This is a genomic window from Mycobacterium sp. TY815 (genome assembly GCF_030755135.1).
GTDB lineage: Bacteria > Actinomycetota > Actinomycetes > Mycobacteriales > Mycobacteriaceae > Mycobacterium.
In genome coordinates, this window is sequence record NZ_JAUFRX010000001.1 from 4105154 (window position 1) to 4129555 (window position 24402).

The following is a 24402-nucleotide window of genomic DNA, read 5'->3' on the forward strand; positions in this document are numbered from 1 at the left end:
CACTCGACGCCGTGCCCGCACACTCGACCGCCGGGGCGGGGCTACGCTCCAACGATGCGCCTCTCCACCCGCAATCAACTGAAGGGCACCGTCACCGAGGTCAACCTCGGCAGTGTCATGGCGATCGTCAAGATCCGATTGGACGGCGGCGATCAAATCGTCACGTCGTCGATCACCAAAGACGCCGCACTCGACCTCGGGCTCGAAGTCGGCCAGCAGGCGACGGTATTCATAAAGTCCACCGAAGTCACGATCGGCGTCGAATGACGGCCACCATGCGCGCCGAGCGCTTCTACGCCGACACCAAACGCGTTGTGCTGGAAGATGTTCCCATCCCCGAGCCCGGGCCGGGCGAAGTCCTGGTCAAGGTGGCGTTCTGCGGGATCTGCCACTCGGACCTGAGCCTGATCAACGGAACGTTCCCGGCCCAGGCGCCGGTGGTGACCCAGGGCCACGAAGCCTCGGGCACCATCGCCAAACTCGGGCCGGACGTGACCGGCTGGTCGGAGGGCGACCGCGTGGTGGTCGCGGCCGGGCGCCCCTGCCTGACGTGTCCGAACTGCCGTCGCGGCGACCTGTCGAACTGCCTGCGGATCCAGTTGATGGCGTTCGCCTATGACGGCGCGTGGGCCGAGTACACGGTGGCGCAGGCGGTGGGTCTGACCCGGGTACCCGACAACGTTCCGCTGGAGCAGGCCGCCATCCTGGCCGACGCGGTGTCCACGCCGTTCGGCGCCGTGGTCCGGACCGGCAAGGTCGCGATCGGGGAATCGGTCGGGGTATGGGGCGTCGGCGGGGTCGGCACCCATATCGTCCAATTGGCCAAGCTGGTAGGCGCGGTGCCGGTGATCGCCCTCGACATCAACCCGGCCGTGTTGGACCGCGCGCTGGAAATCGGGGCCGACTATGCCTTCGACACCCGAGACGACCAGTTGCAGGACAAGATCGCCGAGGTCACCGGCGGCCGGAAACTGGACGTCGCGTTCGACGCCGTCGGACTGAAGGTGACGTTCGAGCAGGCGCTGGAATCGCTGACCGCCGGCGGCCGCATGGTGGGCGTGGGCATGAGCGCGGAGTCACCGACCGTCGGGCCCACCGCGATGTTCGGGCTGAGCCGCAAGCAGGCGCTCGGGCATCTCGGCTATCAGAACGTCGACATCGAGACCCTGGCCAAGCTGGTTTCCTATGGGCGCCTTGATCTTTCGCGATCCATCAGCCAGGTCATCCCGCTGCAGGACATCCACGCCGGCATCGAGATGCTGGAGCGCCAGGAGGGCAACCCGATCAGGATCCTCGTCAAGCCCTGAGAAACGCGCGCAGCCTGTCGAGCACCAGATCGGGACGCTGGCTGACGATCCAGTGGCCCACGCCCTCAACCAATTCGACCTCGAAATCGGTGATGTGGTCGGCATATCCGTCGATCAGGTCGGGCGTGATCACCGGGTCCTCGACACCGGAGAGCCAGCGCACCGGCACCTCGACCCGCGCGTCATCGAATTCCCCTCGCATCCAGCGCAGCATCTCTCCGGTCTGGAATGACCGGTACCACCGGGACCCGGCCTCGGCGTGCCCGGGCTGGCGCATGCAGTCGATATAGAGCCGGATGTCCTCGTTGGGCATTGCGAAGCCGCCGCCGACCCAGCCGAGCAGGAGACGGGCGAAGCGCGCCTTGGGATCGCTGAGCAGTCGCGGCCCGATCACCGGAAGCGAGATCGGGATCTGGTACCAGAGTCGCCAGATGTTGCGGACCGACGACAGATCGCGCTTCACCCAGGGCGCGACGGTGTTCATCCCGAAGAAGCCAGTCACCCGGTCGGGGTGGCGCAGCATAAGAATGAAGGCCACCGGCCCGCCCCAGTCGTGCGCGGCGAGCTTGACCGTGGCGATGCCGAGTTTGTCCAGCACCGCCAACAGGTCGCCGGCCATCTCGTCCTTGGTGTACGTCGACCGTGGCGCGGAACTCCAGCCCGCACCGCGCAGGTCGGGGCACAGCACCCGGTAACCATCGGCGGCCAGCGGGCCGATCAGCGCGTGCCACTCCCACCAGTTCTCGGGGAAGCCGTGCACCAGCATCACGGCCGGTCCGTCGGTCGGGCCGGCGTCGGCGACATGGATGGTGACACCGTCGCCGACATCGATGAACCGGTGTTCGACGCCCTCGAGGACGGGCAGGGAGATGGTCATGGTCAAAGAACCTACGTCAGGAATCGCTCGACGTAGGGCGCGAACCGGGTTCGCAGGTCGTCTTCGGCGAGCCCGAACATCTCGTATGACGTGGCCACGGTGCCCAGCCGCCCGCGCTGATGACCGGCCAGGTAGCCGCTGATGGCCGTGCGCGCCGCGTCGATGAAGGGTTCGCCGGCCAGCGCGTAAACCCGCTCGGCCGTGCCGAGTTCGTCGGCCATGAAGTCGTCGAAGCGGACGTCGACGGTACGGTCCGGGCCGATCACATCGCGATCCCGAACCAGCGCATTGAGCATCTGTTCGAGGCGGTCGATCCAGTACCCGGCAATCTCCTCGACCGGAACCGGGGAGCGGTGCATGCGCGCGGAATAGGTGATCATCGCGACCATCGACAGCGCCACCGGCACCGGGTCTCGGTGGGTGAAGACGACGATGCTGTCCGGGAAAACGCGATTGAGCACCGGCACCTGTTCTAGATGCTGGGGCGACTTCAACAACCAGCGCTCGCCGCCGCGCAGGAACTGCATCGCCCTGAGTTGGGTGGCGAGATAGTGGTAGTGCGGCGTCTGATCGTGGGACTGGTAGTAGTCACGCCAGGCGGGAACATGGGCCAGCGTCTCGAACAGCATCGTCGAAAAGTCGTTGGCCAGCAGCTGGATTTCTTCGTGGACGTGATCTGTGGTCATCTCATGCATGAGCGCGAAATGCGGCATCACCAGGTTGATCACACTGACTGCAACGTCCATGCGTGCGCGCCGCGGATCCGGCTCGGTGCCGGTTTCCGACGGCAGCGGAAAGGGTTCGTTGCTCTCCCAGTAGGGCATGGTGCGGAAGGTGGGCGCCGAGGCCAGCAGGTTGTGCAGGTGAGTGGTGCCGGTGCGCGGCAGTCCGGCGATCACCACCGGCGAGCGCAGTTCGATGTCGTTGATCTCGGGGTGGCGGCGCAACAGGTCGGCCAGCAGCAGCCGGTTCTTCAGCAACTGCAGCAGCTGCCCATAGAAGTTGACCACCCCGGCCGGGTGCAGTCCGTCGATGTCGCGCAACGCGGATAGGTAAACGTCGAGCCGTTCCCGGTAGTCGGCCGGACCGAAATCGTGCAGCCCGGTGTCGGCACTTGCTTTGGCGCACAACGCCTCAGCATCCAACGGACAGTCGGGCGCCAACGCGGCCATCATGTCCAGGATGGGCTGCGCTTCAGCGCTGAAGCGGGGCTCGGCCAGGTCTGTCAAGCGAACGGGTTCGGTCACGGCGACTTATGTTACTCTGAGTTTCGTAATGGTAGAAGAGTCTGGCCGGCCCCGCGATCCGCGCATCGACGCGGCGGTCCTGAGCGCCACCGTCGAGTTGCTGGCCGAGACGGGTTACCCGGGGTTGCTGGTCTCCGCGATCGCCGGGCGCGCCGGCACCAGTAAGCCCGCGATCTATCGGCGCTGGGCGAGCAAAGCGCACCTCGTGCACGAAGCGGTGTTCCCGATCAGCGCCTCGACCGAAATCCCCGACACCGGCTCGCTGCGCCAGGATCTGCGCGAAATGGTCTGCCGCACAAGGGACGTACTGAGCACTCCGGCCGCCAGGGCGGCACTGCCCGGCCTCATCGGCGAGATGGCCGCAGACCCCACCCTGCATTCGGCGCTGCTGGAGCGTTTCGCCGGCCTGATCGGCGGCGGGCTCCACGACCTGCTCGCGAAGGCTGCGGCACGCGGCGAGGTTCGCTCCGACGTGACCGCCGCCGAGCTCGCCGAAGCGGTGGCCGGCGTGACACTGCTCGGCCTGCTCACCCGAGTGGAACTCGACGACACCTGGATCGACCGCACTACGACGTTGCTGCTGAGAGGAATTGGCGCATGACGCACGAATCGACGACGGCCTGGCGAGAGCTGGTCGCCACCCTGGGCGAACTTGACCGTTCCTTCCTCGAGGGCGATCGTGCCGTGACAGACGACCGGCATGTCGCCGACGGGTACCGCATGCTCGGCGCGACGCTCGGGGTGGCGCTGGACAGCTACCTGTTCCCGGAACCGGGTCGCCCGCAGTTCGTCGCGGTGAACACCCCGTTCCGGCGAGATCGCCGATGGGGCGGCGACAATACCGACGCCTATTACTACATGTGCCCGGTCGACCCGGACCGCCGTTACCGCATCAGCGGCAATAAGGGTGACAGCGTGTACTTTTCGGTGACGGCGTACAACGAGCCGTCACCGGGCGCCTGGTCGGACCGTGTGGTTGCGATCGTCCGCGACACCGACCTCGACATCGACGCCGACGGCAACTTCTCCTTCGAATTCCCACCGACGCCGGACGCTGCGGCCCTGATGACACGCGACTATCAGGCCGACCCGCTGACCGGCCGCCCCGTCGTCTGGAATATCGAGGCGCTCGACGGGCCCGAACCGATCCGGCACGGCGACTCAGAAACCGCGGCCCGGTTGCGCGCGGCAACCACGTGGTTGCGCACCATGTTCGCCATCGTGCCGCTGCCGGTCGGGACGCGCGCCGACGACGCTCATGCACTCGGCCACGAAGTCGCGCACGCCGCAAACGAATTCGCGGATCCCTACCAGGTTCCGGATGCCAACTTCGGCTGGTCGGCGCGCGATGCCTGCTACGCCTACGGCAGTTTCGTACTCGGGGAGGACGAGGCGCTGGTCATCACGCACCGCCCGCCGCCGTGCCGGTTCTGGAACATGGTGGTGTGGAACCAGTTCATGGCCACTTACGGCGCTTCGGACGCACGCTGCTCGGTCAACGGGCACAGCGCCGTGCCGAACGCTGACGGGTCGGTGACAATCGTCTTGTCGGCTGCGGGGACGGCTCATCCCAATTCGCTGGCCACACTGGGCTATCCGCGCGGGAACCTGGCGTTCCGCTGGTTCCTCGCCGACTCGGTACCGGCGCGTCCGGAGGTACAGCTGGTCAAGGTGTCCGAGGCGCCGACCACGCCCGCTTGACCCCTCGCCGAGCGTGAAGTGGGGGCGGGAAAATCACCAAAAAGCCACCCTAAGTTCACGTTCGGCGCTACGTGGCGCGCACCAACTCGATCGCCCGGCCCAGCGTGTCGAGCTTCTCGCCCAATGTCTCGCCCGCCGGATAGAGCCGCACCGTGGTCACCCCCGCATCGCGCCACACCGCCAGCCGGGCGCGAACCATCTCTTCGGTGCCGATCAGGGTGGTGGCAAGCACCATTTCGTCGGTGATCAAAGCGGCGGCTGCGGGCCGGTCGCCGGACTGCCAGCGTTCCCGCACCGCGGCGGCCACCTCGCTCCAGCCCTGCCGGCTGTAGGCCTGGTTGTAGAAGTTGGTGCTGGCCGAGCCCATTCCGCCGAGACTGAACGCGAGTTCCGACTTACGTCCGGCCACCATCTCGCGCAGGACGTCCTCGTCCGCCGCGAAGGCGACCTCGGCGCCCTGGCAGATGTCGAGGTCGGCGCGGGTGCGACCGGATGCGGCCAAACCCTCGTCCAGGTGGGCGAAGTAGGCCTGGTCGGCACCCTCGGGAACGAAGCTGGTGCCTAACCAGCCGTCGGCGAGTTGCCCGGTGAGTCGCAACATGGCCGGCGACAGAGTGGCCAGATAGATGGGAATCGGGTGTTCGGGTCGGGTGGACAACCGCATCGGTTTCGCCTCGCCGCCTGGTCGGGGGATCTGGAATTCCCGGCCGGAGTAGGAGATTTTGCCGCCCTGGAAGACCTGCCGGACGATCTCGACGGTCTCGCGGATGCGCGACAACGGCCTGTCGAAGGCGATGCCATGCAGGCCTTCGATCACCTGCGGCCCCGAGGCACCGAGGCCCAGCAGGAAGCGGCCCCCGGACAGGTTGGACAACGTGATCGCCGTCTGGGCGACCAGCACCGGCGACCGGGTACCGACTTGCATGACGCCGGAACCGAGCAGCATCGTGTCGGTGCGGGCCGCGAGATAGCCCAGCGCCGACGGGGCGTCAGCCCCCCACGCCTCGGCGACCCAGCACATGTCGAGCCCGAGCCGTTCGGCCTCGACCACGAAATCCACGGTTTCGGCCACGTGCGCGGTTGGGGCCGCGGACAATTCGACCGTGGTCGCAGTCCGCATCACCGCACCCCGTGCTCGGCCAGCCTCTTGATCGCCGCCAGCGTCTTGTCGATCGCGGCCTCGAACTCCCGCAGCCGGACGAACACGATCTTCTGTTCCTTGTCCGGCATCGCATCGATGGCGTTGGACAACCCCGAACGGCCGGGACCCATCTGCGTCCAGAACGAGAGCACGGTGCCTCCGTCGCGGGGGGTCAACCGGAATCGCCAGGTGGCTGCTGGGTATTCGGGTTCACCGACCGCCCAGGCGAATTCGCGGGGCCGGTCGAAGGAAACGATGTGTGACGTGGTGCTCCAGCGCCCGAACGCCTCGTGCTCGTTGTGCCCGACGAACCGGGCTCCGATCCGGGGTTCGCTGACTCCGTCCAGCCACGACACCGATTGCAGCTCGTTGCTCAGGGTCGGCATCAGCTCGATGTCGGAGACCAGGCTCCAGACCCGTTGCGGCTCGGCGTCGACCCAGGTCGAGGATTCCACCGTCGGTTTGTCCGCATAGCGCGCGCCGGTCCACTCCATTCGGCCCATTCTCCACCCAAGTCCACCCGAAAACGCAGTGAGACTGCGCCCAGGGATACCCGATGTCGAAATGACACACCCTGGGCGCAGTCTCGGCGCCGTCAGCTCAGGCTCGAACGGTTATGCGGCCACCAGCTCCAATTCGGCCGGAGCGGATTCCTTCGGCCGCCGGTGCCACGAGTCCGGAACGCTCAGCCGGATGATCTTGCGCACCACGGTGCCGAACTGCTTGAGCAGCGGTCCTTTGTTGTAGGGGATGCCGTAGCGCTCGCAGATCTCCTGAACCTCCGGCGCGATCTCCGCGTACCGGCGGGCCGGAATGTCCGGGAACAGATGGTGCTCGATCTGGTGTGACAGGTTGCCGGACATCACGTGGAAGAACTTGCCGCCGGTCAGGTTCGCCGAGCCGAGCACCTGGCGGAAGTACCACTGGCCGCGCGACTCGTTCTCGGTCTCTTCCATGGTGAATTCCTGCGTGCCCTCCGGGAAGTGGCCGCAAAAGATGATCGTGTAGGCCCACACGTTGCGCATCAGGTTCGCCGTGAGGTTGCCGGCGAAGACGAACGGCGCGAACGGCCCAGCCAACAGCGGGAAGGCCACGTAGTCCTTCAGTGTCTGACGACGGACCTTCCGCCAGATCTCGCGCAGCGTGTCGCGCTTGTCTCGCAGCGTGATCTCTCCGGCGCGGATCCGCTCGGTCTCCAGCTCGTGCAGCGCCACTCCGTATTGGAACAGCACCATCAGCAGGAACGCGTAGACCGGGTTGCCCAGGAAGTACGGCTGCCAGCGCTGGTCCTCGCTCATCCGCAGGATGCCGTAGCCGATGTCGCGGTCCATGCCCACGATGTTGGTGTGGGTGTGGTGCATGTAGTTGTGCGAGTGTCGCCACTGGTCCGACGGGCAGGCGCTGTCCCACTCGAAGTCGCGGCCGGAGATGGTCGGGTCACGCATCCAGTCGTACTGGCCGTGCATGATGTTGTGACCGACCTCCATATTGTCCAGGATCTTCGCGAAGCCCAGCATCGCGGTGCCGAACAACCAGGTCGGCGGCAGGAACAGCAGCGCACGACCGCCGACCTCCAGGGCGCGCTGGGCCTTGATGACCTTGCGGATGTACTCCGCGTCCTTTTCACCAAGGTCGGCCATCACCCGTTCCCTGATGGCGTCGAGCTCCCTGCCGAAGGCGTCGGCCTGCTCCTTGGTCAGCGTGATCTTGTTCTGCGACATGGCTTTTCCTCCTTGAAGTGTGTGTTGACTAAAGGGCTGTTGGAGTGCTGCTAGAGGGCCAGGTCGACGTCGCCGACCGGAACGGTGACGCAGATCTGCACGTCCTCGTCGGGGGCGGTGGAGACGGCGCCGGTGATCAGATTGCGCACGGTGCCGGAGGTCTTGCGGCGCGTGCAGGTGTGGCAGATGCCCATCCGGCATCCGTTCTGCGGCTTGAGGCCGGCCGATTCGGCCTGCTCCAACAGCGACCGCCCGTCATCGGTGACGTCGACCTTGCTGTCGGCGAAAGTGACCCGGCCACCGGTCGGGTTGGCCGGCGGCTCGAACACCGGCGGCACGAAACTTTCAGTGAACACATTTTCACAGAGTCCCTTGACGGCATCGACCAAAGCGTCTGGCCCGCAGACGAACACCGCGTCGGGCGCCTCCATCGCGGCGGCCAGATGCTCGGCGCCGAAACGGCCTTTCAGATCACCCGAACCCGAACGGGTGAAGCCGTGCAGGACCCGAACCCCGCGCATCGCTGCCAGTTCCTCGCGGTAGCACGCTTCCTCGGGGGTGCGGGCGTAGTGCACGAACGCGAGCTCGCCGGCATGTCCCCGCGCGACCAGCGTGCGCAGCATCGCCAGCACGGGCGTGATTCCGCTGCCGCCGGAGATGAACAGGATGCGGCGGGGCAGTTGCTCCGGCAGTACGAAGTCACCGCCGACGCCGTCCAGGCCGACCACCATGCCGCGGCGGGCCCGCTCGTACAGGTAGCTCGACACCAGTCCGCCGTCGTGCACACCGACGGTCAGCTCGATCTCCGTGCTGCCCTCGACGTTTGCCGGGGAGTAGCACCGCGAGTGCATCCGCCCGTCGATCTCGACGGTCACGTTCACGAACTGGCCGGCCCGGGCGTGGTGGCGCTCAGTGAACGCGGCGTTCGGCGCCAGCGTCAGGGTGACGCTGCGCGGGGTGGTCCGCCGCACGTCGACCACCTTGGCGCGGGCCTCACCGGAGGTCCACGTCGGCGTCACGAGCTCGGTGTACCGGTCGACGCCGTGCGGGCCGGTGAGCAGATCAACGAGGTCGGAACTCAGGACTCGCTTGGCGATCGTCCGAGTGAAAGTTTGAGTGAACATGTGTACACCGTGACACCGGTCGGTGCAGGTGGTCAAGGGTTTTCACCCGTTCTGTGTTACGGTTCACATAGTGAACAGTCGTACTCCTAGCTCACACTCGCGGCGGTCGAGCCGAGAACGGGGGCGCGAAAGCTCCCGTGATACGCCCTCGCGCGAGGAACGCAAAGAGGCAACCCGGCGGGCGATCATCGCCGCGGCGCTCAAGGCACTCAACGACCGCAGTTTCAGCAATCTGAGCCTGCGTGAGGTCACCCGGGAGGCGGGCATCGTTCCGGCGGCCTTCTACCGGCATTTCGAGTCGATGGAGGCACTCGGCCTGGTGCTGATCGACGAATCCTTCCGCAGCCTGCGCGACACGCTGCGCGGGGCCCGGGCCGGCAAGCTGGACCCCAGCCGGGTGATCGAGTCCTCGGTGGAGATCCTGATCGGCAGCGTCGCCGAACAGCGCGAGCACTGGCGCTTCATCTCACGCGAGCGCTCCACCGGAGTGTCCGTGCTGCGCTATGCGATCCGCACCGAGATCAGGCTGATCGTGTCTGAGCTGGCCACTGACCTGGCCCGGTTTCCCCGGTTGAACGAGTGGAGCACCGAGGATCTCAACGTGCTGGCAAGCCTGTTCGTCAACGCGATGATCGTCACCGCCGAGGCCATCGAAGACGCGCAGAGCGCCGAAGCGCTGGAAGACATTCACCGCACCGCGGTCAAACAGCTCCGGATGATCACCATCGGGGTCGCTTCATGGAAGAGCGAACCCTGATCAGACCTCGTTCTCGTCAACGACCTGGAACAACGAGGGTCCGTCCTCGGGAACACCGTCGATCTGACCGCGGTGGGCGCGGCCCGGCATGTCATCGACCGGCTCGACATCCGGGATGACATCGGGCTCCTCTTCGGCGAGCCGCTGGTCCAGCGACTCCCCCTCGCGCTCTTCCCGCGCGGTCATGCCGAACTTGTCGGCCTCGCTCCAACCCTCGGGCGGATCGACGACGGTGTCTCCGTCATCGTTGAGCAGCTCGTCGGAGTCGGTGGACTCGGACGGGTCCAGGGTGTTGTCGGGACCGGTTTCCATAGCCGCATTATTTCCCACCGGCGGTGCGGCTAAACAGACAGCGGGAACCCACCGCTGACCTTGAGGGTTTCGCCGGTGATGAACGACGCATCGTCCGAGCACAGGTAGAGCATCGCCGCCACCACGTCGTCCATCGTGCAGAGCCGGTGCACCAGCTGAAGGTCGTGGACGTAATCCTCGACCAGCGGTCGCGGCACATCGGCGAGTGCGCTCTCGGTGTTGGTCATTCCGGGCGCAATCGCGTTGACGCGGATCAGGTCCGGTGAGAGCTCGGAGGCAAAGGCCACCGTCAAGCCGCGCACCGCCAGTTTGGACACCCCGTAGGGGGTACTGCTGGAATAACCGGCCGCCGACGACATGTTCAGCACCACCCCGCCACCACGGCCGCGCATCGAATCACGGCACGCCAGAGTGCAATTGATGACTCCCATGACATTGACGTCGAACATGCCGCGCAGGTCCGCACGGGAGAGGGCGCCGAACGGCTGGTTGTACTTCATCAGGTGGCGGCCGGCGTTGTTGATGAGAATGTCGACGCCACCCAATGTTTCGGTCGCAACCGCCACCGCGGCGTCGACCTGATATTCGTCGGCCACGTCGCAGGGCACCGCGATCGACTGCGCCCCTTGCGATGTCAGTTCGGCGGCCACCTGGGCGGCACTCGCGATGTCGATGTCGGCGATCACAACGCCGGCCCCACGAGCCGCGAGCGCCCGAGCGAAAGCGCGCCCGAGCCCGGCGGCCGCGCCCGTGATGAACGCGGTTTTGCCGGCGAACGCCTGCCCAGTCACTGCGGGTCGCGCCACATCGGCCACAGCGTCGGACCACCGTCGGGAATCGTGATCTCCCCGGTTACCCGGAAGCCGAAACGTTCGTAATACGGCACGTTTTCAGGCTTGGAGGACTCCAAGTAGGCGGGGCAGTACTCGGCGTCGCAACGCTGCAACCGGGACCGCATCAGCACCTGCCCGAAACCCCGGCCACGGACATCCGGGTCGCTGCCGACGACCGCCAGATACCAATGCGGCTCTTCCGGATGCGCGCGTTTCATGATCTCCTGCAGCTCACGGCCCCGCTGGGTTCGCGTACCGAACGCCCGCAGGAAGGTGGGCAGCTGCGCCAGTTCCGCCCAGCGTGATTCCCGCCATTGATTCGGCGGATCCCATAGTGCGGCCGCACCGATGTCCGCTCCTTCGCAGGCCACCTCGACGCCGCCGCGCGGCAGATGGTGATGGCGGGTCATCGTGGCGAACACCCGGCCCAGGTGCTTCCGCCGCGCGTCATCGTCGGGCAGGATCCACATCGTGACCGGGTCGTCGAAGAAGGCGCGGCCCAGAGTGCGGCTCAACTTGCGAAGGTCAGCTTTTTGCGCCGGGCGCGCCTGCGGAGTCACCTCACTCACGGTAGGTGGCTGAGGTGAGGCACGCCAGCCTGTGCGCTGAAGGTGTGGGGGCAGGGGGCGAGGGTATTCCGATGCCATGACCGGTATCTCGAGAAGGGCGATGGCGCAGCTGGCCGCCGGAATGGGCGTGGCCGCTGCCGCCGGGCTGTCCGGTTGCCAGTCACGGCAGGCGCCCGGGTCCGCGCAGCCGCGGGATGTCGGATTCGTGTTGTCCCACGAGCAGTTCCGCACCGATCAACTGGTCTCGCAGGCGCAGGCCGCCGAGAACGCCGGGTTCACGTACGTCTGGGCCAGCGATCATCTGCAGCCGTGGCAGGACAACCAGGGCCACTCCATGTTCCCCTGGCTGACGTTGGCACTGGTGGGCAACAGCACCAGCCGGATCTCCTTCGGCACCGGGGTGACCTGCCCGACCTATCGCTACCATCCGGCCACCGTCGCGCAGGCATTCGCGTCACTGGCCATCCTCAGTCCGGGCCGGGTCTTTCTGGGCCTTGGCACCGGTGAACGTCTCAACGAGCAAGCCGCCACCAACACCTACGGCAACTACACCGAGCGTCACGACCGGCTGGTAGAGGCGATCGGATTGATCCGGCAGCTCTGGAGCGGGGAGCGAATCTCCTTCGAAGGCAAGTATTTTCAGACGAACTCGCTGAAACTGTACGACGTGCCCGCCGCGCCGCCGCCGATCTTCGTGGCCGCCGGCGGACCCAAGAGCGCAACGCTGGCCGGTCGGTACAGCGACGGGTGGATCGCCCAGGCGCCCGATATCACGAACGCGAAACTGCTCGCCGCGTTCAACGCGGGCGCGCAGCAGGCAGGTCGCAACCCCGCCACCATGGGCAAGCGTGCCGAGTTGTTCGCCGTCGTCGGTGACGCCGCTACCGCCGCGCGCGCCGCGGCGCTGTGGCGATTCACCGCCGGCGCCGTCGATCAACCGAACCCCGTCGAGATCCAGCGCGCCGCCGAGACGAATCCGACCGAGAAGGTGCTCGGCAATTGGACCCTGGGCACCGACCCGGCTGTGCACATCAACGCCGTGCAGGCGATTCTCGATGCGGGTGCCGTGCCGTTCCTGCACTTCCCCCAGGATGACCCACACACCGCGATCGACTTCTACCGCACCAGCGTGCTGCCCGAACTGCGCTGATCCTACGATGGTGTGACTCAACGATGCCGGCGCAGCGCTGCGCCGGGGAACGGTGGCCAACCGTGTGGGACTTCGAAACGGACCCGGAATACCAGGCCAAGCTGGACTGGGTCGAGAAATTCATGGTCGAGGAACTCGAACCGCTCGATCTTGTCGCGCTCGATCCGTACGACAAGCAGAACGCCGAGATGATGGCGATCCTGCGGCCGTTGCAGCAACAGGTTAAGGAACAGGGGCTGTGGGCCGCCCATCTGACGCCCAAACTCGGCGGGCAGGGCTTCGGTCAGGTGAAACTCGCGTTGCTCAACGAGATCCTCGGACGTTCCCGATGGGCGCCGTCGGTATTCGGTTGCCAGGCTCCCGATTCGGGCAACGCCGAGATTCTGGCGCTGTTCGGCACCGAGCAGCAGAAGGCGCGCTATCTGCAGCCCCTGCTGGACGGCGAAATCACCTCCTGTTACTCAATGACCGAACCACAGGGTGGTTCGGACCCGGGACTGTTCGTCACCTCGGCGACCCGCGACGGTGACGACTGGATCATCAACGGCGAGAAGTGGTTCTCCACCAACGCAAAACACGCGTCGTTCTTCATCGTTATGGCTGTCACCAATCCGGAGGGCCGCACGTACGAGAAGATGTCGCTGTTCATCGTGCCGGCCGAGACACCGGGCATCGAGATCATCCGCAATGTCGGTGTGGGCGCCGAATCCTCCAAACGCGCCACCCACGGCTACGTTCGCTATCGCGACGTCAGGGTGCCCGCCGATCACGTCCTCGGCGGCGAGGGGCAGGCGTTCATGATCGCGCAGACGCGCCTCGGCGGCGGCCGTATCCACCATGCGATGCGCACAATCGCCTTGGCGCGCCGCGCTTTCGACATGATGTGCGAGCGCGCGGTGTCCCGTCAGACCCGGCACGGGCGACTGTCCGACTTCCAGATGACCCAGGAGAAGATCGCCGACAGCTGGATCCAGATCGAGCAGTTCCGGTTGCTGGTGCTGCGCACCGCGTGGCTGATCGACAAACACCACGACTACCAGAAGGTGCGTCGCGACATCGCGGCGGTGAAGGTCGCGATGCCCCAGGTTCTGCACGATGTGGCGCAGCGCGCCCTGCACCTGCACGGCGCGCTCGGCGTGTCCGACGAGATGCCGTTCGTCAAGATGCTGGTGGCCGCCGAATCGCTGGGCATCGCCGACGGCGCGACCGAGTTACACAAGATGACCGTGGCCCGCCGCACCCTGCGCGAATATCAGCCTGTGACAACGCCTTTCCCGTCACAGCACATACCGACGCGCAAGGCCGAAGCGGAGGCGCGACTGGCCGCCCGACTGGAGCACTCCATCGCCGAGTTCTGACGCACCTGTCCCCGCGAGCAGACGCGAACTCGCACTATTTCGGCAGCCCGCGTGCGATTTTGTGTCTGCTCGCGAGGAAAGTCAGCTGATGTAGCGGACGATGCTCTCGGCCACGCAGGCCGGCTTGGCCGAGCCCTCGATCTCGACGGTGGTCGACACCACGGCCTGCACCGCGCCGTTGCCGACGTCGTCGACGCTGACCAGTGAGCTCGTCGCACGCACCCGCGACCCCACCGGCACGGGGGCCGGGAAGCGAACCTTGTTCAGGCCGTAATTGATCGCCAGTTTGATGCCCTTGACGGTGTACATGTCGTGCTGCAGCCGCGGCAGCAGCGAGAGGGTCATGAACCCATGCGCGATGGTGGTCCCGAACGGCCCCTTCGCGGCTCGTTCCGGGTCCACGTGGATCCACTGGTGGTCACCGGTCGCGTCGGCGAACAGGTTGACCTCCTCCTGACTGATCGTCACCCAGTCGCTCTGTCCGATGGTCTCCCCCGCCGCCGCGGCGAGGTCGGCGACTGACTCGAAGGTGCGCATGGTCTCTCCTCTGGTCCTGATGGCGCCCGGGTATGCATAGAACTTATGCGGCTCCTGCTGATCACCGACACCCACGTCCCGAAACGCGCCCGCGACCTTCCCGCGCCGGTATGGGACGAGGTCGCCGCCGCCGACGTCGTCATCCACGCCGGCGACTGGGTGACGCCGGACCTGCTGGACCGACTCGAGGACGCGTCCGCCCGGCTGATCGCGTGCTGGGGCAACAACGACGGCGACGAACTGCGGTCCCGGCTGCCCGAGCGCGCGGACGTGGACCTGGGTGGACTGCACTTCACCGTCGTGCACGAGACAGGCGGCGCCGCAGGCCGCGACGCGCGGATGTCTCGGCTCTACCCCGAGACCGACGTGCTGGTGTTCGGCCACAGCCACATCCCATGGGACACCACCACAACCACCGGACTGAGGCTGCTGAACCCGGGCTCGCCGACCGATCGGCGCCGGCAACCGTTCTGCACGTACATGACGGCCACGGTGGACCAGGCCAGCGCCCAGCTCGACGTGACGCTGCACCAGCTCCCTGCGGTGCGCCGGGAATAAATAGCTCGACTACAGAGCTATTATGGACCGTGGTGGAAACCAAGACCGATGTGGTCGCTGACCTGCCGCGGATCCTCGGCAGGTTTCGTCGTCAACTGCGCCGGGCCGCAGGCACCGGATATCCGGCCGGGCGGCTCTCCGAGTCGCAGGCCGAATTGTTGCGCCTCGTCTCGCACCGCCCGGGAGTGTCGGTCAGCGTCGCCGCCGCCGAATTGGGCCTCGTGCCCAACACCGCCTCCACCCTGGTGTCCAAGCTGTCCTGCGCGGGATTGCTGGAACGGACGGCGGACCCGGACGACCGACGGGTGAGCCGGCTGCGGCTCACCGAATCGGCCCAGCACGTGATGGACGCGACGGCGGCAACGCGCCGGGCCGTGCTCGCCGACCTGGTCGATGAGCTTGACGACGACCAGATCGGGGTATTGGCCAAGGGGCTGGAGGTGCTCGAAGAGATGACCAGGAAGCTGCAGGAGCGATGCACATGACAGACGCAATCGATTGCCGGCACCTGACCTATCGCTATGGCCAGCACACGGCCGTCGACGACGTGACTTTCACGGTGCGGCCAGGCGAGACCATGGGTCTGCTCGGCCCCAACGGTGCCGGCAAGACAACGGTGGTACGGGTGCTGACCACTCTGGCGCCGGTCCAGCACGGCGAACTGCGCATCTTCGGACTGGATGCGAAAAGCCAGACGATCGATATACGAAGCAATATCGGCTATGTGCCACAACAACTTTCCATTGAGACGACGTTGACCGGCCGGCAGAACGTGACCTGGTTCGCCAGGCTGTACGGCGTCCCGCGGGCCGAGCGGACCCAGCGTGTTGAACAGGCGCTGGCCGCAATGGATCTGCTCGATGTGGCCGACAAGCCCGCATCCAGCTACTCCGGCGGCATGGTGCGCCGTCTGGAAGTGGCGCAGGCCCTGGTCAACCGCCCCTCGCTACTGGTGCTGGACGAACCGACCGTCGGCCTGGACCCCATCGCACGCGACGGTGTCTGGACGCAGGTCCGCCGGATGCAGGAGCAGTTCGGCATGACTGTGCTGTTGACCACCCACTACATGGAAGAAGCGGACGCGTTGTGCGACCGGGTCGCACTGATGCATCGCGGCGCACTGCAGGCCGTGGGCAGCCCTGAGGAGTTGAAGGCGGCCCTGTCGCCGGAGGCCACGCTCGAAGATGTCTTCCGCCACTATTCGTCGGCCGGTCTCACCCAAGACTCGTCAGATATCAGCGAAATCCGGGCCGTCAGAAGGGTGGCCCGCCGTGTCGGTTGATCACACCCCCCCATTCACCTTCGAACTAGTTCGCGCTCCACACGGATTGGACAGGGCCAGAGCGACATTGAGCCGCATCGGCGCGTTCGCGATCGTGGAACTGCAGAAGTTGCGGCACGACCGGACCGAGCTCGTGATGAGGATGGTGCAGCCAGCGCTGTGGCTGCTGATCTTCGGCACCACCTTCAGCCACCTGCGCGTGATCGACACCGGCAACGTCAGCTATCAGGCGTTCCTGGCCCCCGGCATCATCGCCCAGTCGGCATTGTTCATCTCCATTTTCTATGGCATCCAGATCATCTGGGACCGTGATTCGGGCGTCCTGGCAAAGCTGATGGTGACGCCGGCGCCCGCCTCGGCCCTGATCACCGGCAAGTCGTTCGCTGCCGGGGTGCGGTCGGTGGCACAGGTGGTCGGCGTGCTGGCGCTGGCCTACGCGACAGGCATCGGGCTTACCGTCAATCCGCTGCGGATTCTGGCGGCGATGGTCGTCGTCATGCTCGGCGCGGCGTTCTTCGCCTGCCTGTCAATGACATTGGCCGGTCTGGTGCGTAACCGTGATCGCCTGATGGGTATCGGTCAGGCCATCACCATGCCACTGTTCTTCGCCTCCAATGCGCTGTATCCGGTTGACGTCATGCCGGGCTGGTTGCATGCCCTGAGCAAGGTCAACCCGCTCAGCTACGAGGTCGACGTGCTGCGCGCGCTGTTGATCGGCACCCCATTCCACCTCGTGGACGTCATCGTGCTGCTGGTGGCGCCGGTCGTCGGAATCGTCACGGCGTCAACATTTTTGCGGCGCCTCGTCGCATAGCGCATCCAGCGGCGTACCAGAAGGCGACGATACCCTTCCGGTGGCCATTCGTTACCCGACGGTGACCGGCTGAACTGGTATCCGGCCCGACTCCCAATCGTTAGCCAACCGCGACAAAGTTCTCCGGCCACGACGGGCTCGCCGGGCCCGTCGTCTGTGTTTCACTCGCCCAAGAACAGATTCCACGAGTGGCAGATGAAAGTTGGGATGGGTAGAAACGATGAAATTCGTTGAAAGGCTGTGTGGCGCAGCGGCAACCATACCTCGACGGTTGGCTTTCGCCGCTATGGGTGCTGCCCTGCTGACCGGTCTCGTCAGCGCGGTCGGCGGTTCGGCCACCTCGGGCGCGTTCTCCCGCCCGGGGCTGCCGGTCGAGTATCTGCAGATCCCGTCGCAGGCGATGGGTCGCAACATCCGGGTCCAATTCCAGAGTGGCGGAGCGCATTCGGTCCTCCTGCTGGACGGCCTGCGTGCCCAGGACGACTACAGCGGCTGGGACATCAACACCCCCGCATTCGAGGAGTTCTACAACTCCGGCCTCTCGGTGATCATGCCGGTCGGCGGGCAGTCCAGCTTCTACAGCGACTGGTACCAGCCCTCACAGGGCAACGGGCAGAACTACACCTACAAGTGGGAGACCTTCCTGACCCGGGAGATGCCCGCGTGGCTGCAGGCCAACAAGGGCACCTCGCCGGTCGGCAATTCGGTTGTGGGCCTGTCCATGTCGGGCAGCTCGGCGCTGGTGATGGCGGCCTACTACCCGCAGATGTTCCCCTACGCCGCCTCGCTGTCGGGCTTCCTCAACCCCTCCGAGGGTTGGTGGCCGACCCTGATCGGGCTGGCGATGAACGACTCGGGCGGCTACAACGCGAACAGCATGTGGGGACCGTCCTCTGACCCGGCCTGGAAGCGCAACGACCCGATGATGCAGATTCCGCGCCTGGTCGCCAACAACACCCGGATCTGGGTCTACTGCGGCAACGGCACTCCCAGCGACCTCGGCGGCGACAACATGCCGGCGAAGTTCCTCGAAGGCCTGACGCTGCGCACCAACCAGCAGTTCCAGCAGAACTACGCGGCCAACGGCGGACGCAACGGGGTGTTCCAGTTCCCGGGCAACGGCACCCACTCCTGGAACTACTGGAACCAGCAACTGATGGCGATGAAGCCCGACATGCTGCAGGTGATCAACGCGGTCAACGCCGCGGCCCCTCCGCCACCGGCACCGGCGCCCGCCGGTCCTCCCGTCGCGGGCACCTGACGGGTTGCCACCAGAGCCACATCGGCAGCAGCGCTACGGCCAGCGCTGCTGCCGATGTTCCTTTTCGGAAGGTAGCAGCGCCCCCGATTAATCCAGCAACCCGCGGCGGTCGGCGTGCAGGTAGGTGTAACACGTAGTCACCAGACACACGACCGCGGCGACACCGAGCATCTGAGTGCCGCTGACCACCAAGCTGATCGCCCCGCCGATCGCCGCGCCCAGCATGAACGTCGCGAGCATCATGAAGTAGCCGAACCAGTCCTCGATCCGCCCCCCGGCCATGTGACGTTCGATGCCCTGGCCCATTTTCACCAGCGTGCCCGTCACGTAACTCAGCGGAATAGAGACTTCGCCGTCCTTGACGAAAGAAGTGTTCAGCGCGCCGATCCCGAAGACCACGAACATGATCGGCACGAAATCGAGCAGGGTCTGCTCCCACCCGCCCAGCACGATATCGAGGGCCGTCGCGAACACCAGACAAAAGGTGGTCAGCACCGTCGGACCATGCGGGTGCTCGGCCCAGAACCGGCGCCGGCACACCGACGAGACGATCACCCCGGCCACGAAACACAGCAGCAGCGTGCCCGCACTCAATGACAGGGTCACGTCGTCCCGGAACACCCCCAGCACGGCACGCTGGGCATTTCCGGTCATGAACGTGACGAAGTACCCCTCTGAGTGGGTGAATGCGGTGGCTCCGAGCACCCCGGCCAATGCGGCCAGCACCCAGGCCAGTCTCGCTTCGCTGTCGTACATCTCTTTCTGCACACGAGCATGCTTCCAGAGCGACGCGACTTGGGCACCCCAAGGGCATAGCCGACCTCGAGTCAGGCCGTCGTCAGACGTGCGATCGAGCGCAGCGGTATCGGCAGCCAGGTAGGCCGGTGCCGTGCCTCGTATCCGGTCTCGTAGACCGCCTTGTCGAGCTCATAAGCGGCCAGCAGCAGCGCCGAATCGCGCGGGTCGATCCCGGACGCGGCCGCGTAGCCGTCGCAGAACGCGGTGCGGTTGCGCTCGACCCATTCCCGGGCCCGCGCCGCCTTCTGCTTGTCCGCCGCGTTCTCCACCAACGGCCCGTAGGCCGCGTACTCGAAGGACCGCAACACCCCGGCGACGTCGCGTAACGGTGAATCCGGTGCACGCCGCTCCTTCAGCGGCTGGCCCGGCTCACCTTCGAAGTCGATCAGCACCCAGCTCTCCGGGGTTCGCAGCACCTGTCCCAGGTGCAGGTCGCCGTGCACCCGCTGCACGGTGATCTGCTCGTCGGCCAGCTTGCCGAACCGCTCCTCGATTGTCGCGGCGTACTGCTCGAGTTCGGGCACCGTGGCCACGGCCGCGCTGAGCCGCGACAGCACATGGTCCAGCGGAAAGACCGTCTGCGACGTCCCGAGGGTCTCGGCCAGGGTGGCGTGCACCGACGCCACCGCCTCGCCGAGCCGATAGGACTCGCCGGCGAAGTCACCGCCGACCTCATGGGCGTAGAGGTCACCCTCGGCAAACAGATCGCGGACGCTGGCGGTGGCCATCGCCCAGCCCTCGGCCGCGTTGGCCGCGAACGCGGTGACCATGCCCAGCGGCGACGACGCGTCCGGATCGCCCGCCGCGCCCACCTCGTAGGCGCCGAGCAACTTCGCGACGTGCGTGTTGCCCGCGCGGCCGAGCACCCGGTTGAGCTCGATGTCGGGGTTGATACCGGGGCTGACCCGCCGGAACACCTTGAAGATGGCGCACGGTGCCCGGTCGAAGATCACGCTGGTGTTGCTCTGCTCGGCGTCCGAGACCCGCGGATAGGCGTCCAGCGGCAATCCGGCGCCGGGCTCTTTGGAGAACCTGACCTGGCTTTCGGACTCGCCCCGCACGGCCGCGGAGTCGATCAGCGACAGCAGGAACTGCGCGGCCGACGGGTCGTACAGCGCGTCGAATGCCGTGTGATCTTCGGCCGAACCGATGGTGGCCAGGGTGCTGTACTCGGTGACCGGCTCGGTGTCCCAGCCCACGATCACCTGGTAGCGCTCGGTGAAGCCGTCGGCATAACCGACGTCGACCAGCACCAGGTCCAGGTTCGTGCGCAGCGGGACCACCAGCGATACGTCGGCGGTGGACAGTTGCCGGTTGCGCCCGGCGTACCACCGTTGCTGGGGGAGCCAGTCCGCCCACGGGAGGTTTGCGGGCATTGTCGGGCGGGTCATCGGTTCTCCTCCGAAGCGGACAGCTGGAACCAGTAGAAACCGTGTCCCGGGAGCGTGAGCAGATAAGGCAGGTGCCCGATCCGGGGAAATTCCACCTGTCCGGTGAGTTCGATTGGGGTGTAGTTGTTCCACTGCTGCAGGTTCAATTCGATCGGCTGGGGGAACCGAGACAGATTGTTGACGCACAACACGACGTCGTTTTCGGCATCCTCTCGCACCACTTCCCGCACATAGGCCAGGACCGAGGGATTGGACCCACCGAGTTCGTGAAATGACCCGACGGCGAACGCGTCGTGCCGGCGGCGCACGGCCAGCATGGTGCGGGTCCAGTTGAGCAGCGACGTCGACGTGTCGCGTTGCGCCTCCACGTTGACCGCCTGGTAGCCGTAGACCGAGTCCTGGTTGGTCGGCAAGTACAACCGGCCCGGGTTGGCGGTGGAGAACCCGGCATTGCGGTCCGGTGTCCACTGCATCGGAGTCCGCACGCCGTCGCGGTCACCGAGCCAGATCACGTCGCCCATCCCGATCTCGTCGCCGTAATACAGCACCGGCGAACCGGGCAGCGACAACAACAGCGCGGTGAACAGCTGCATCTGGTTGCGGTCGTTGTCCAGCAACGGCGCCAGGCGGCGGCGAATGCCGACGTTGGCCTTCATCCGCGGATCCTTGGCGTACTCCGCGTACATGTAGTCGCGTTCCTCGTCGCTGACCATTTCCAGGGTCAGTTCGTCGTGGTTACGCAGGAAGATCCCCCACTGGGCCAGGTCCGGGATATCCGGGGTCTGGGCCAGGATCTCCGAGATCGGGAACCGCGACTCGCGGCGCACCGCCATGAAGATGCGCGGCATCAGCGGGAAGTGAAACGCCATGTGGCATTCGTCGCCGCCGGTGGAGGGGTCGCCGAAATACTCGACGACGTCGGCCGGCCACTGATTGGCCTCGGCCAGCAGCACCCGGCCGGGATACTCGTCGTCCACCACCTTGCGCACCCGCTTGAGGAAGGCGTGCGTCTCGGGCAGGTTCTCGCAGTTCGTGCCTTCGCGCTCGAACAGATACGGCACCGCGTCCAGCCGGAACCCGTCGATACCCAGGCCCAGCCAGAACCGCAGCACGTCGATCATCGCTTCCTGCACGGCCGGGTTGTCGTAGTTCAGGTCCGGCTGGTGCGAGAAGAACCGGTGCCAGTAGAACTGCTTGCGCACCGGATCGAAGGTCCAGTTGGATTCCTCGGTGTCGATGAAGATGATCCGGGCATCGGTGTACTTCTCGCTGGTGTCGCTCCAGACGTAGTAGTCGCCGTATGGCCCGTCGGGGTCGTGCCGGGACTCCTGGAACCACGGATGCGAGTCCGACGTGTGGTTCATCACAAGATCGGTGATCACCCGGATACCGCGGGCGTGAGCCTCGTCGATCAGCGCGACGAAGTCCTCGACGGTGCCGAAGTCGGGCAGCACCTTGTAGAAGTCACGGATGTCGTAACCACCGTCACGCAGCGGAGAGTCGTAGAACGGCGGCAACCACAGGCAGTCGACTCCCAGCCACTGCAGGTAGTCCAGGCGTTCGATGAGTCCACGCAGGTCACCGGAACCGTCGGCGTTCGAGTCGAAGAACGCCCGCACCAGCACTTCGTAGAACACCGCGTGCTTGAACCAGGTCGGATCCGCCGGCAGGGCAACCGCGTTGTCGAAGTCCTCGGCGGTCGGGTGCTCGACCACACCCCCTTCGACGTGACTGCCCTCCGCTGGATGGTGTGCGGGATCTTGCTTCGAGGCGCTTATCGCGTCATTCATCAAATCCACGATGCCACGGGTACCCGACGCACCTGGTTAAGAATCACCCGAAGCAACCCGACTCCGAACACGACGGTGAATCACGGCCAGCGCCAAACGAATTGACTCGATCAGGCCGGAGGACCCTCCGCCAGGGTCACGTTCTCGGTGCGGGCGACCCCGGTTTTGGTGGTGAAGCTGATCGAAACCATGTCGCCCGGGTGGTGCCCGTTGAGCGCATCGGACATCGCGGTGGCCGAGTTGATCGGGACACCGTCAAGGGCGGTGATGATGTCACCGTTGGAAATCCCCGCCGCCGCGGCAGGAGCGTTGCCGACGACGCGCTGGACCCGTGCGCCGCTGCCGTTGTTGTCGACGACACCGAGGCCGAGGAAGGCCGTGGGGCCGACGTGCACGGTGGGCGACCCGCCGCCGGACCGGATGTTGTTGGCGATGCTCATCGCCGTCCCGATCGGAATGGCGAAGCCCTGACCGCCCTGCGACATCTGGAAGTTCTCGGTCGCTGCGGTGTTCATACCGACCACCTGACCCGCGCCGTTGACGACCGGCCCACCGGAGTCGCCGGGCGCGATCGCGCCGTCGAACTGGATCAGTCCGTTGAGGGTCTCGGCGGCCCCGGTCAAGGAGTCCGACGCCTGCACGGTCTGGTTGACGGCGAGCACCTTGCCGGCGACAGCGCGCGGGGTACCACCCTGCCCGCCGGTGTTGCCCATGGCCACGACCGGCTCACCAACGCTGACGCCGCCACCGATGGAGGCGGTGGGCAGACCGCCGGCCCCGCGCAGCTGCAACACTGCGACGTCCTGGGTACGGTCATACCCGACGACGTCCACGCCGTACGTGCGTCCGTCGCCGACGCTGAAGGCGCTGATGTCGGTGGCGCCCGAGATGACGTGGTTGTTGGTCAGCACGACGCCGTTGGGGTCGATGACGATGCCGGTGCCGGCTCCCACCGCGTTGTTGTAGCCCAGCTTGGTGTTGATGTTGACCACCTGCGGACCGACCTGGCCGACAAGCGCCGACGGGTCGAGTGGCACCGCCGGGAACTGCTTGTACGGCGCAGCCTGGGCGGGCGCCGGGGGCGTTGCCAGACCCAGTCCGCAGACCATTCCCACAACGGCCATGACCGCAACCGGCCATGACCACCTGAATGAACGGTGGCGCGTTTTGCTCATCCGGTAATCCTCCTGCGTCGGGCTAATAGTCATATTGTCCCAGCCGTAAGGTCCGGGCGGCGGCGCTGTCTGGGACCACCGTAATCCAGATACCCATTTAAACGGTGGTCAGGCACCAATTCGGCGAAATGCCGGATCGCATCCGAGTCAAATGGGCACCGAGTTAAAAACAGCCTAAGCCGACGGACCCGCTAACGGCCTAATCCAATAGGCCGGTGGTGACTTACGTCACCGGGTAATGCGCCGGTTCTAAGCTGGTGGCGTGGACGCCCGGGCCTGGTTCGCTCGATCCCCGGTGGCGCGGCTGGCGACTGTGGCGCCTGACGGAATACCGCACCTGGTGCCGGTGGTGTTCGCGGTCGACGGGGACGTCGTCTACACCGCGGTCGATGCCAAGCCCAAGAAACACCAGCGGCTGCGCCGGCTCGCCAACATCGAGCACAACCCGGCGGTCAGCCTGCTCGCCGACCACTACGCCGAGGATTGGACGCAATTGTGGTGGGTGCGCGTTGACGGCACCGCCACCGTCGCGGCCGACGGCCCCGCACTGCACACGGGTTACCGGTTGCTGCGCGCGAAATATCCGCAGTACCAATCTGTTCCGTTGGACGGGCCGGTCATCACCGTGACCGCAACGCGCTGGTCCAGCTGGCACGCCTGACGTAGCAGTGACATAGGGGCGCCCCCGACCCTTGTGCT

General features: G+C 66.0%; 27 protein-coding genes. 13 read left to right on the plus strand and 14 right to left on the minus strand.

Annotation, left to right across the window (positions count from 1 at the left end; translation table 11 throughout):
- Positions 1-54 precede the first annotated feature (54 nt).
- Positions 55-267, plus strand: coding sequence for a molybdopterin-binding protein (locus tag QXK92_RS17795; protein ID WP_306243355.1), 213 nt, complete (start codon positions 55-57; stop codon positions 265-267).
- Positions 264-1307, plus strand: a complete 1044-nt coding sequence (locus QXK92_RS17800) for a zinc-binding dehydrogenase (protein WP_306243356.1) — start codon at positions 264-266, stop codon at positions 1305-1307. The genes QXK92_RS17795 and QXK92_RS17800 overlap by 4 nt, the downstream gene beginning before the upstream one ends.
- On the opposite strand, the gene QXK92_RS17805 is transcribed toward QXK92_RS17800, so the two are convergent.
- Together QXK92_RS17805 and QXK92_RS17810 are read right to left on the minus strand one after the other, a co-directional pair.
- The gene (locus QXK92_RS17805) at positions 1297-2184 is read right to left on the minus strand and encodes an alpha/beta fold hydrolase (protein ID WP_306243358.1); all 888 of its coding nucleotides are present in this window, start codon (positions 2182-2184) and stop codon (positions 1297-1299) included. The genes QXK92_RS17800 and QXK92_RS17805 overlap by 11 nt on opposite strands.
- 11 nt (positions 2185-2195) lie before the next feature.
- On the minus strand, positions 2196-3359 hold the full coding sequence (locus tag QXK92_RS17810; RefSeq protein WP_371934563.1) for a sulfotransferase: 1164 nt from the start codon (positions 3357-3359) through the stop codon (positions 2196-2198).
- A gap of 100 nt (positions 3360-3459) precedes the next feature.
- Between QXK92_RS17810 and QXK92_RS17815 the strand changes: the two genes are divergently transcribed.
- Both QXK92_RS17815 and QXK92_RS17820 read left to right on the plus strand, forming a co-directional pair.
- Complete coding sequence (locus QXK92_RS17815; RefSeq protein ID WP_306243361.1) at positions 3460-4032, plus strand: TetR/AcrR family transcriptional regulator; 573 nt, start codon at positions 3460-3462, stop codon at positions 4030-4032.
- The gene (locus tag QXK92_RS17820) at positions 4029-5132 is read left to right on the plus strand and encodes a DUF1214 domain-containing protein (RefSeq protein WP_306243362.1); all 1104 of its coding nucleotides are present in this window, start codon (positions 4029-4031) and stop codon (positions 5130-5132) included. The genes QXK92_RS17815 and QXK92_RS17820 overlap by 4 nt, the downstream gene beginning before the upstream one ends.
- A 67-nt stretch (positions 5133-5199) precedes the next feature.
- On the opposite strand, the gene QXK92_RS17825 is transcribed toward QXK92_RS17820, so the two are convergent.
- The 4 genes from QXK92_RS17825 to QXK92_RS17840 all read right to left on the minus strand — a co-directional run bounded on the left by QXK92_RS17825 (position 5200) and on the right by QXK92_RS17840 (position 9118).
- The gene (locus QXK92_RS17825; protein ID WP_306243364.1) at positions 5200-6252 is read right to left on the minus strand and encodes an LLM class flavin-dependent oxidoreductase; all 1053 of its coding nucleotides are present in this window, start codon (positions 6250-6252) and stop codon (positions 5200-5202) included.
- Positions 6252-6767: an SRPBCC family protein gene (locus QXK92_RS17830; protein WP_306243366.1), complete on the minus strand. Its 516-nt coding sequence runs from the start codon at positions 6765-6767 to the stop codon at positions 6252-6254. The genes QXK92_RS17825 and QXK92_RS17830 overlap by 1 nt, the downstream gene beginning before the upstream one ends.
- Before the next feature lie 120 nt (positions 6768-6887).
- Positions 6888-7994: an acyl-CoA desaturase gene (locus QXK92_RS17835; protein ID WP_306243368.1), complete on the minus strand. Its 1107-nt coding sequence runs from the start codon at positions 7992-7994 to the stop codon at positions 6888-6890.
- A 50-nt stretch (positions 7995-8044) separates the two neighbouring features.
- Positions 8045-9118, minus strand: coding sequence for a ferredoxin reductase (locus QXK92_RS17840; protein ID WP_306243370.1), 1074 nt, complete (start codon positions 9116-9118; stop codon positions 8045-8047).
- Between the two features lie 70 nt (positions 9119-9188).
- Here QXK92_RS17840 and QXK92_RS17845 point away from each other — a divergent pair, with 70 nt between their 5' ends.
- Positions 9189-9875 (plus strand): TetR family transcriptional regulator, encoded by a 687-nt coding sequence (locus QXK92_RS17845; protein WP_306243372.1) that lies wholly within the window; start codon positions 9189-9191, stop codon positions 9873-9875.
- Here QXK92_RS17845 and QXK92_RS17850 read toward each other — a convergent pair whose 3' ends face one another.
- From QXK92_RS17850 to QXK92_RS17860, 3 genes are read right to left on the minus strand one after another with little or no spacing between them, the layout of a single operon-like run.
- On the minus strand, positions 9876-10187 hold the full coding sequence (locus QXK92_RS17850) for a hypothetical protein (RefSeq protein WP_306243373.1): 312 nt from the start codon (positions 10185-10187) through the stop codon (positions 9876-9878).
- Between the two features lie 29 nt (positions 10188-10216).
- Positions 10217-10993: an SDR family NAD(P)-dependent oxidoreductase gene (locus QXK92_RS17855; protein ID WP_306243375.1), complete on the minus strand. Its 777-nt coding sequence runs from the start codon at positions 10991-10993 to the stop codon at positions 10217-10219.
- The gene (locus QXK92_RS17860) at positions 10975-11580 is read right to left on the minus strand and encodes a GNAT family N-acetyltransferase (RefSeq protein ID WP_306244510.1); all 606 of its coding nucleotides are present in this window, start codon (positions 11578-11580) and stop codon (positions 10975-10977) included. The genes QXK92_RS17855 and QXK92_RS17860 overlap by 19 nt, the downstream gene beginning before the upstream one ends.
- Before the next feature lie 85 nt (positions 11581-11665).
- On the opposite strand from QXK92_RS17860, the gene QXK92_RS17865 reads away from it, so the two are divergent.
- Positions 11666-12739 carry a F420-dependent hydroxymycolic acid dehydrogenase gene (locus tag QXK92_RS17865; protein WP_306243377.1) on the plus strand — a complete coding sequence of 358 codons (1074 nt, stop codon included), beginning with the start codon at positions 11666-11668 and terminating at the stop codon, positions 12737-12739.
- A gap of 62 nt (positions 12740-12801) precedes the next feature.
- Positions 12802-14097 carry an acyl-CoA dehydrogenase family protein gene (locus QXK92_RS17870; RefSeq protein WP_306243379.1) on the plus strand — a complete coding sequence of 432 codons (1296 nt, stop codon included), beginning with the start codon at positions 12802-12804 and terminating at the stop codon, positions 14095-14097.
- Between the two features lie 81 nt (positions 14098-14178).
- Here the strand turns inward: QXK92_RS17870 and QXK92_RS17875 are convergent, their stop codons facing one another.
- On the minus strand, positions 14179-14634 hold the full coding sequence (locus QXK92_RS17875; RefSeq protein WP_306243381.1) for a MaoC family dehydratase: 456 nt from the start codon (positions 14632-14634) through the stop codon (positions 14179-14181).
- Positions 14635-14679: 45 nt separating this feature from the next.
- Between QXK92_RS17875 and QXK92_RS17880 the strand changes: the two genes are divergently transcribed.
- The 5 genes from QXK92_RS17880 (at position 14680) to ag85C (ending at position 18549) form a co-directional block, all read left to right on the plus strand.
- Positions 14680-15192 carry a metallophosphoesterase family protein gene (locus QXK92_RS17880; protein WP_306243383.1) on the plus strand — a complete coding sequence of 171 codons (513 nt, stop codon included), beginning with the start codon at positions 14680-14682 and terminating at the stop codon, positions 15190-15192.
- Positions 15193-15224: 32 nt separating this feature from the next.
- The gene (locus QXK92_RS17885) at positions 15225-15677 is read left to right on the plus strand and encodes a MarR family winged helix-turn-helix transcriptional regulator (protein WP_306243385.1); all 453 of its coding nucleotides are present in this window, start codon (positions 15225-15227) and stop codon (positions 15675-15677) included.
- Complete coding sequence (locus QXK92_RS17890) at positions 15674-16474, plus strand: ATP-binding cassette domain-containing protein (protein ID WP_371934185.1); 801 nt, start codon at positions 15674-15676, stop codon at positions 16472-16474. Before QXK92_RS17885 ends, QXK92_RS17890 begins: the two co-directional genes overlap by 4 nt.
- Complete coding sequence (locus tag QXK92_RS17895) at positions 16464-17288, plus strand: ABC transporter permease (RefSeq protein WP_306243389.1); 825 nt, start codon at positions 16464-16466, stop codon at positions 17286-17288. The genes QXK92_RS17890 and QXK92_RS17895 overlap by 11 nt, the downstream gene beginning before the upstream one ends.
- Before the next feature lie 220 nt (positions 17289-17508).
- The gene (gene ag85C / locus QXK92_RS17900) at positions 17509-18549 is read left to right on the plus strand and encodes a diacylglycerol acyltransferase/mycolyltransferase Ag85C (protein WP_306243391.1); all 1041 of its coding nucleotides are present in this window, start codon (positions 17509-17511) and stop codon (positions 18547-18549) included.
- An 87-nt stretch (positions 18550-18636) separates the two neighbouring features.
- Here the strand turns inward: ag85C and QXK92_RS17905 are convergent, their stop codons facing one another.
- The 4 genes from QXK92_RS17905 to QXK92_RS17920 all read right to left on the minus strand — a co-directional run bounded on the left by QXK92_RS17905 (position 18637) and on the right by QXK92_RS17920 (position 23703).
- On the minus strand, positions 18637-19317 hold the full coding sequence (locus QXK92_RS17905) for a YoaK family protein (protein ID WP_306243393.1): 681 nt from the start codon (positions 19315-19317) through the stop codon (positions 18637-18639).
- A 59-nt stretch (positions 19318-19376) separates the two neighbouring features.
- The gene (locus QXK92_RS17910) at positions 19377-20738 is read right to left on the minus strand and encodes a maltokinase (protein ID WP_306243395.1); all 1362 of its coding nucleotides are present in this window, start codon (positions 20736-20738) and stop codon (positions 19377-19379) included.
- A complete protein-coding gene (gene treS, locus QXK92_RS17915; protein WP_306243397.1) occupies positions 20735-22528 on the minus strand; it encodes a maltose alpha-D-glucosyltransferase in 1794 nt (597 codons plus the stop codon). Before treS ends, QXK92_RS17910 begins: the two co-directional genes overlap by 4 nt.
- Positions 22529-22638: 110 nt before the next feature.
- Positions 22639-23703 carry a S1C family serine protease gene (locus tag QXK92_RS17920; RefSeq protein WP_306243400.1) on the minus strand — a complete coding sequence of 355 codons (1065 nt, stop codon included), beginning with the start codon at positions 23701-23703 and terminating at the stop codon, positions 22639-22641.
- A 262-nt stretch (positions 23704-23965) separates the two neighbouring features.
- Here QXK92_RS17920 and QXK92_RS17925 point away from each other — a divergent pair, with 262 nt between their 5' ends.
- Positions 23966-24364, plus strand: a complete 399-nt coding sequence (locus QXK92_RS17925; RefSeq protein WP_306243401.1) for a TIGR03668 family PPOX class F420-dependent oxidoreductase — start codon at positions 23966-23968, stop codon at positions 24362-24364.
- Positions 24365-24402 lie beyond the last annotated feature (38 nt).

What these genes read in the sequence shown, in the direction of transcription:
- QXK92_RS17795 (WP_306243355.1), top strand. Translation starts at nt 55, where the DNA reads ATGCGCCTCTCCACCCGCAATCAACTGAAGGGCACCGTCACCGAGGTC.
- QXK92_RS17820 (WP_306243362.1), top strand. Translation starts at nt 4,029, where the DNA reads ATGACGCACGAATCGACGACGGCCTGGCGAGAGCTGGTCGCCACCCTG.
- QXK92_RS17880 (WP_306243383.1), top strand. Translation starts at nt 14,680, where the DNA reads ATGCGGCTCCTGCTGATCACCGACACCCACGTCCCGAAACGCGCCCGC.
- QXK92_RS17800 (WP_306243356.1), top strand. Translation starts at nt 264, where the DNA reads ATGACGGCCACCATGCGCGCCGAGCGCTTCTACGCCGACACCAAACGC.
- QXK92_RS17840 (WP_306243370.1), bottom strand. Translation starts at nt 9,118, where the DNA reads ATGTTCACTCAAACTTTCACTCGGACGATCGCCAAGCGAGTCCTGAGT.
- QXK92_RS17805 (WP_306243358.1), bottom strand. Translation starts at nt 2,184, where the DNA reads ATGACCATCTCCCTGCCCGTCCTCGAGGGCGTCGAACACCGGTTCATC.
- QXK92_RS17910 (WP_306243395.1), bottom strand. Translation starts at nt 20,738, where the DNA reads ATGACCCGCCCGACAATGCCCGCAAACCTCCCGTGGGCGGACTGGCTC.
- QXK92_RS17875 (WP_306243381.1), bottom strand. Translation starts at nt 14,634, where the DNA reads ATGCGCACCTTCGAGTCAGTCGCCGACCTCGCCGCGGCGGCGGGGGAG.
- treS (WP_306243397.1), bottom strand. Translation starts at nt 22,528, where the DNA reads ATGAATGACGCGATAAGCGCCTCGAAGCAAGATCCCGCACACCATCCA.
- QXK92_RS17830 (WP_306243366.1), bottom strand. Translation starts at nt 6,767, where the DNA reads ATGGAGTGGACCGGCGCGCGCTATGCGGACAAACCGACGGTGGAATCC.
- QXK92_RS17865 (WP_306243377.1), top strand. Translation starts at nt 11,666, where the DNA reads ATGACCGGTATCTCGAGAAGGGCGATGGCGCAGCTGGCCGCCGGAATG.
- QXK92_RS17825 (WP_306243364.1), bottom strand. Translation starts at nt 6,252, where the DNA reads ATGCGGACTGCGACCACGGTCGAATTGTCCGCGGCCCCAACCGCGCAC.
- QXK92_RS17850 (WP_306243373.1), bottom strand. Translation starts at nt 10,187, where the DNA reads ATGGAAACCGGTCCCGACAACACCCTGGACCCGTCCGAGTCCACCGAC.
- QXK92_RS17920 (WP_306243400.1), bottom strand. Translation starts at nt 23,703, where the DNA reads ATGAGCAAAACGCGCCACCGTTCATTCAGGTGGTCATGGCCGGTTGCG.
- ag85C (WP_306243391.1), top strand. Translation starts at nt 17,509, where the DNA reads ATGAAATTCGTTGAAAGGCTGTGTGGCGCAGCGGCAACCATACCTCGA.
- QXK92_RS17810 (WP_371934563.1), bottom strand. Translation starts at nt 3,359, where the DNA reads ATGATGGCCGCGTTGGCGCCCGACTGTCCGTTGGATGCTGAGGCGTTG.
- QXK92_RS17835 (WP_306243368.1), bottom strand. Translation starts at nt 7,994, where the DNA reads ATGTCGCAGAACAAGATCACGCTGACCAAGGAGCAGGCCGACGCCTTC.
- QXK92_RS17815 (WP_306243361.1), top strand. Translation starts at nt 3,460, where the DNA reads ATGGTAGAAGAGTCTGGCCGGCCCCGCGATCCGCGCATCGACGCGGCG.
- QXK92_RS17890 (WP_371934185.1), top strand. Translation starts at nt 15,674, where the DNA reads ATGACAGACGCAATCGATTGCCGGCACCTGACCTATCGCTATGGCCAG.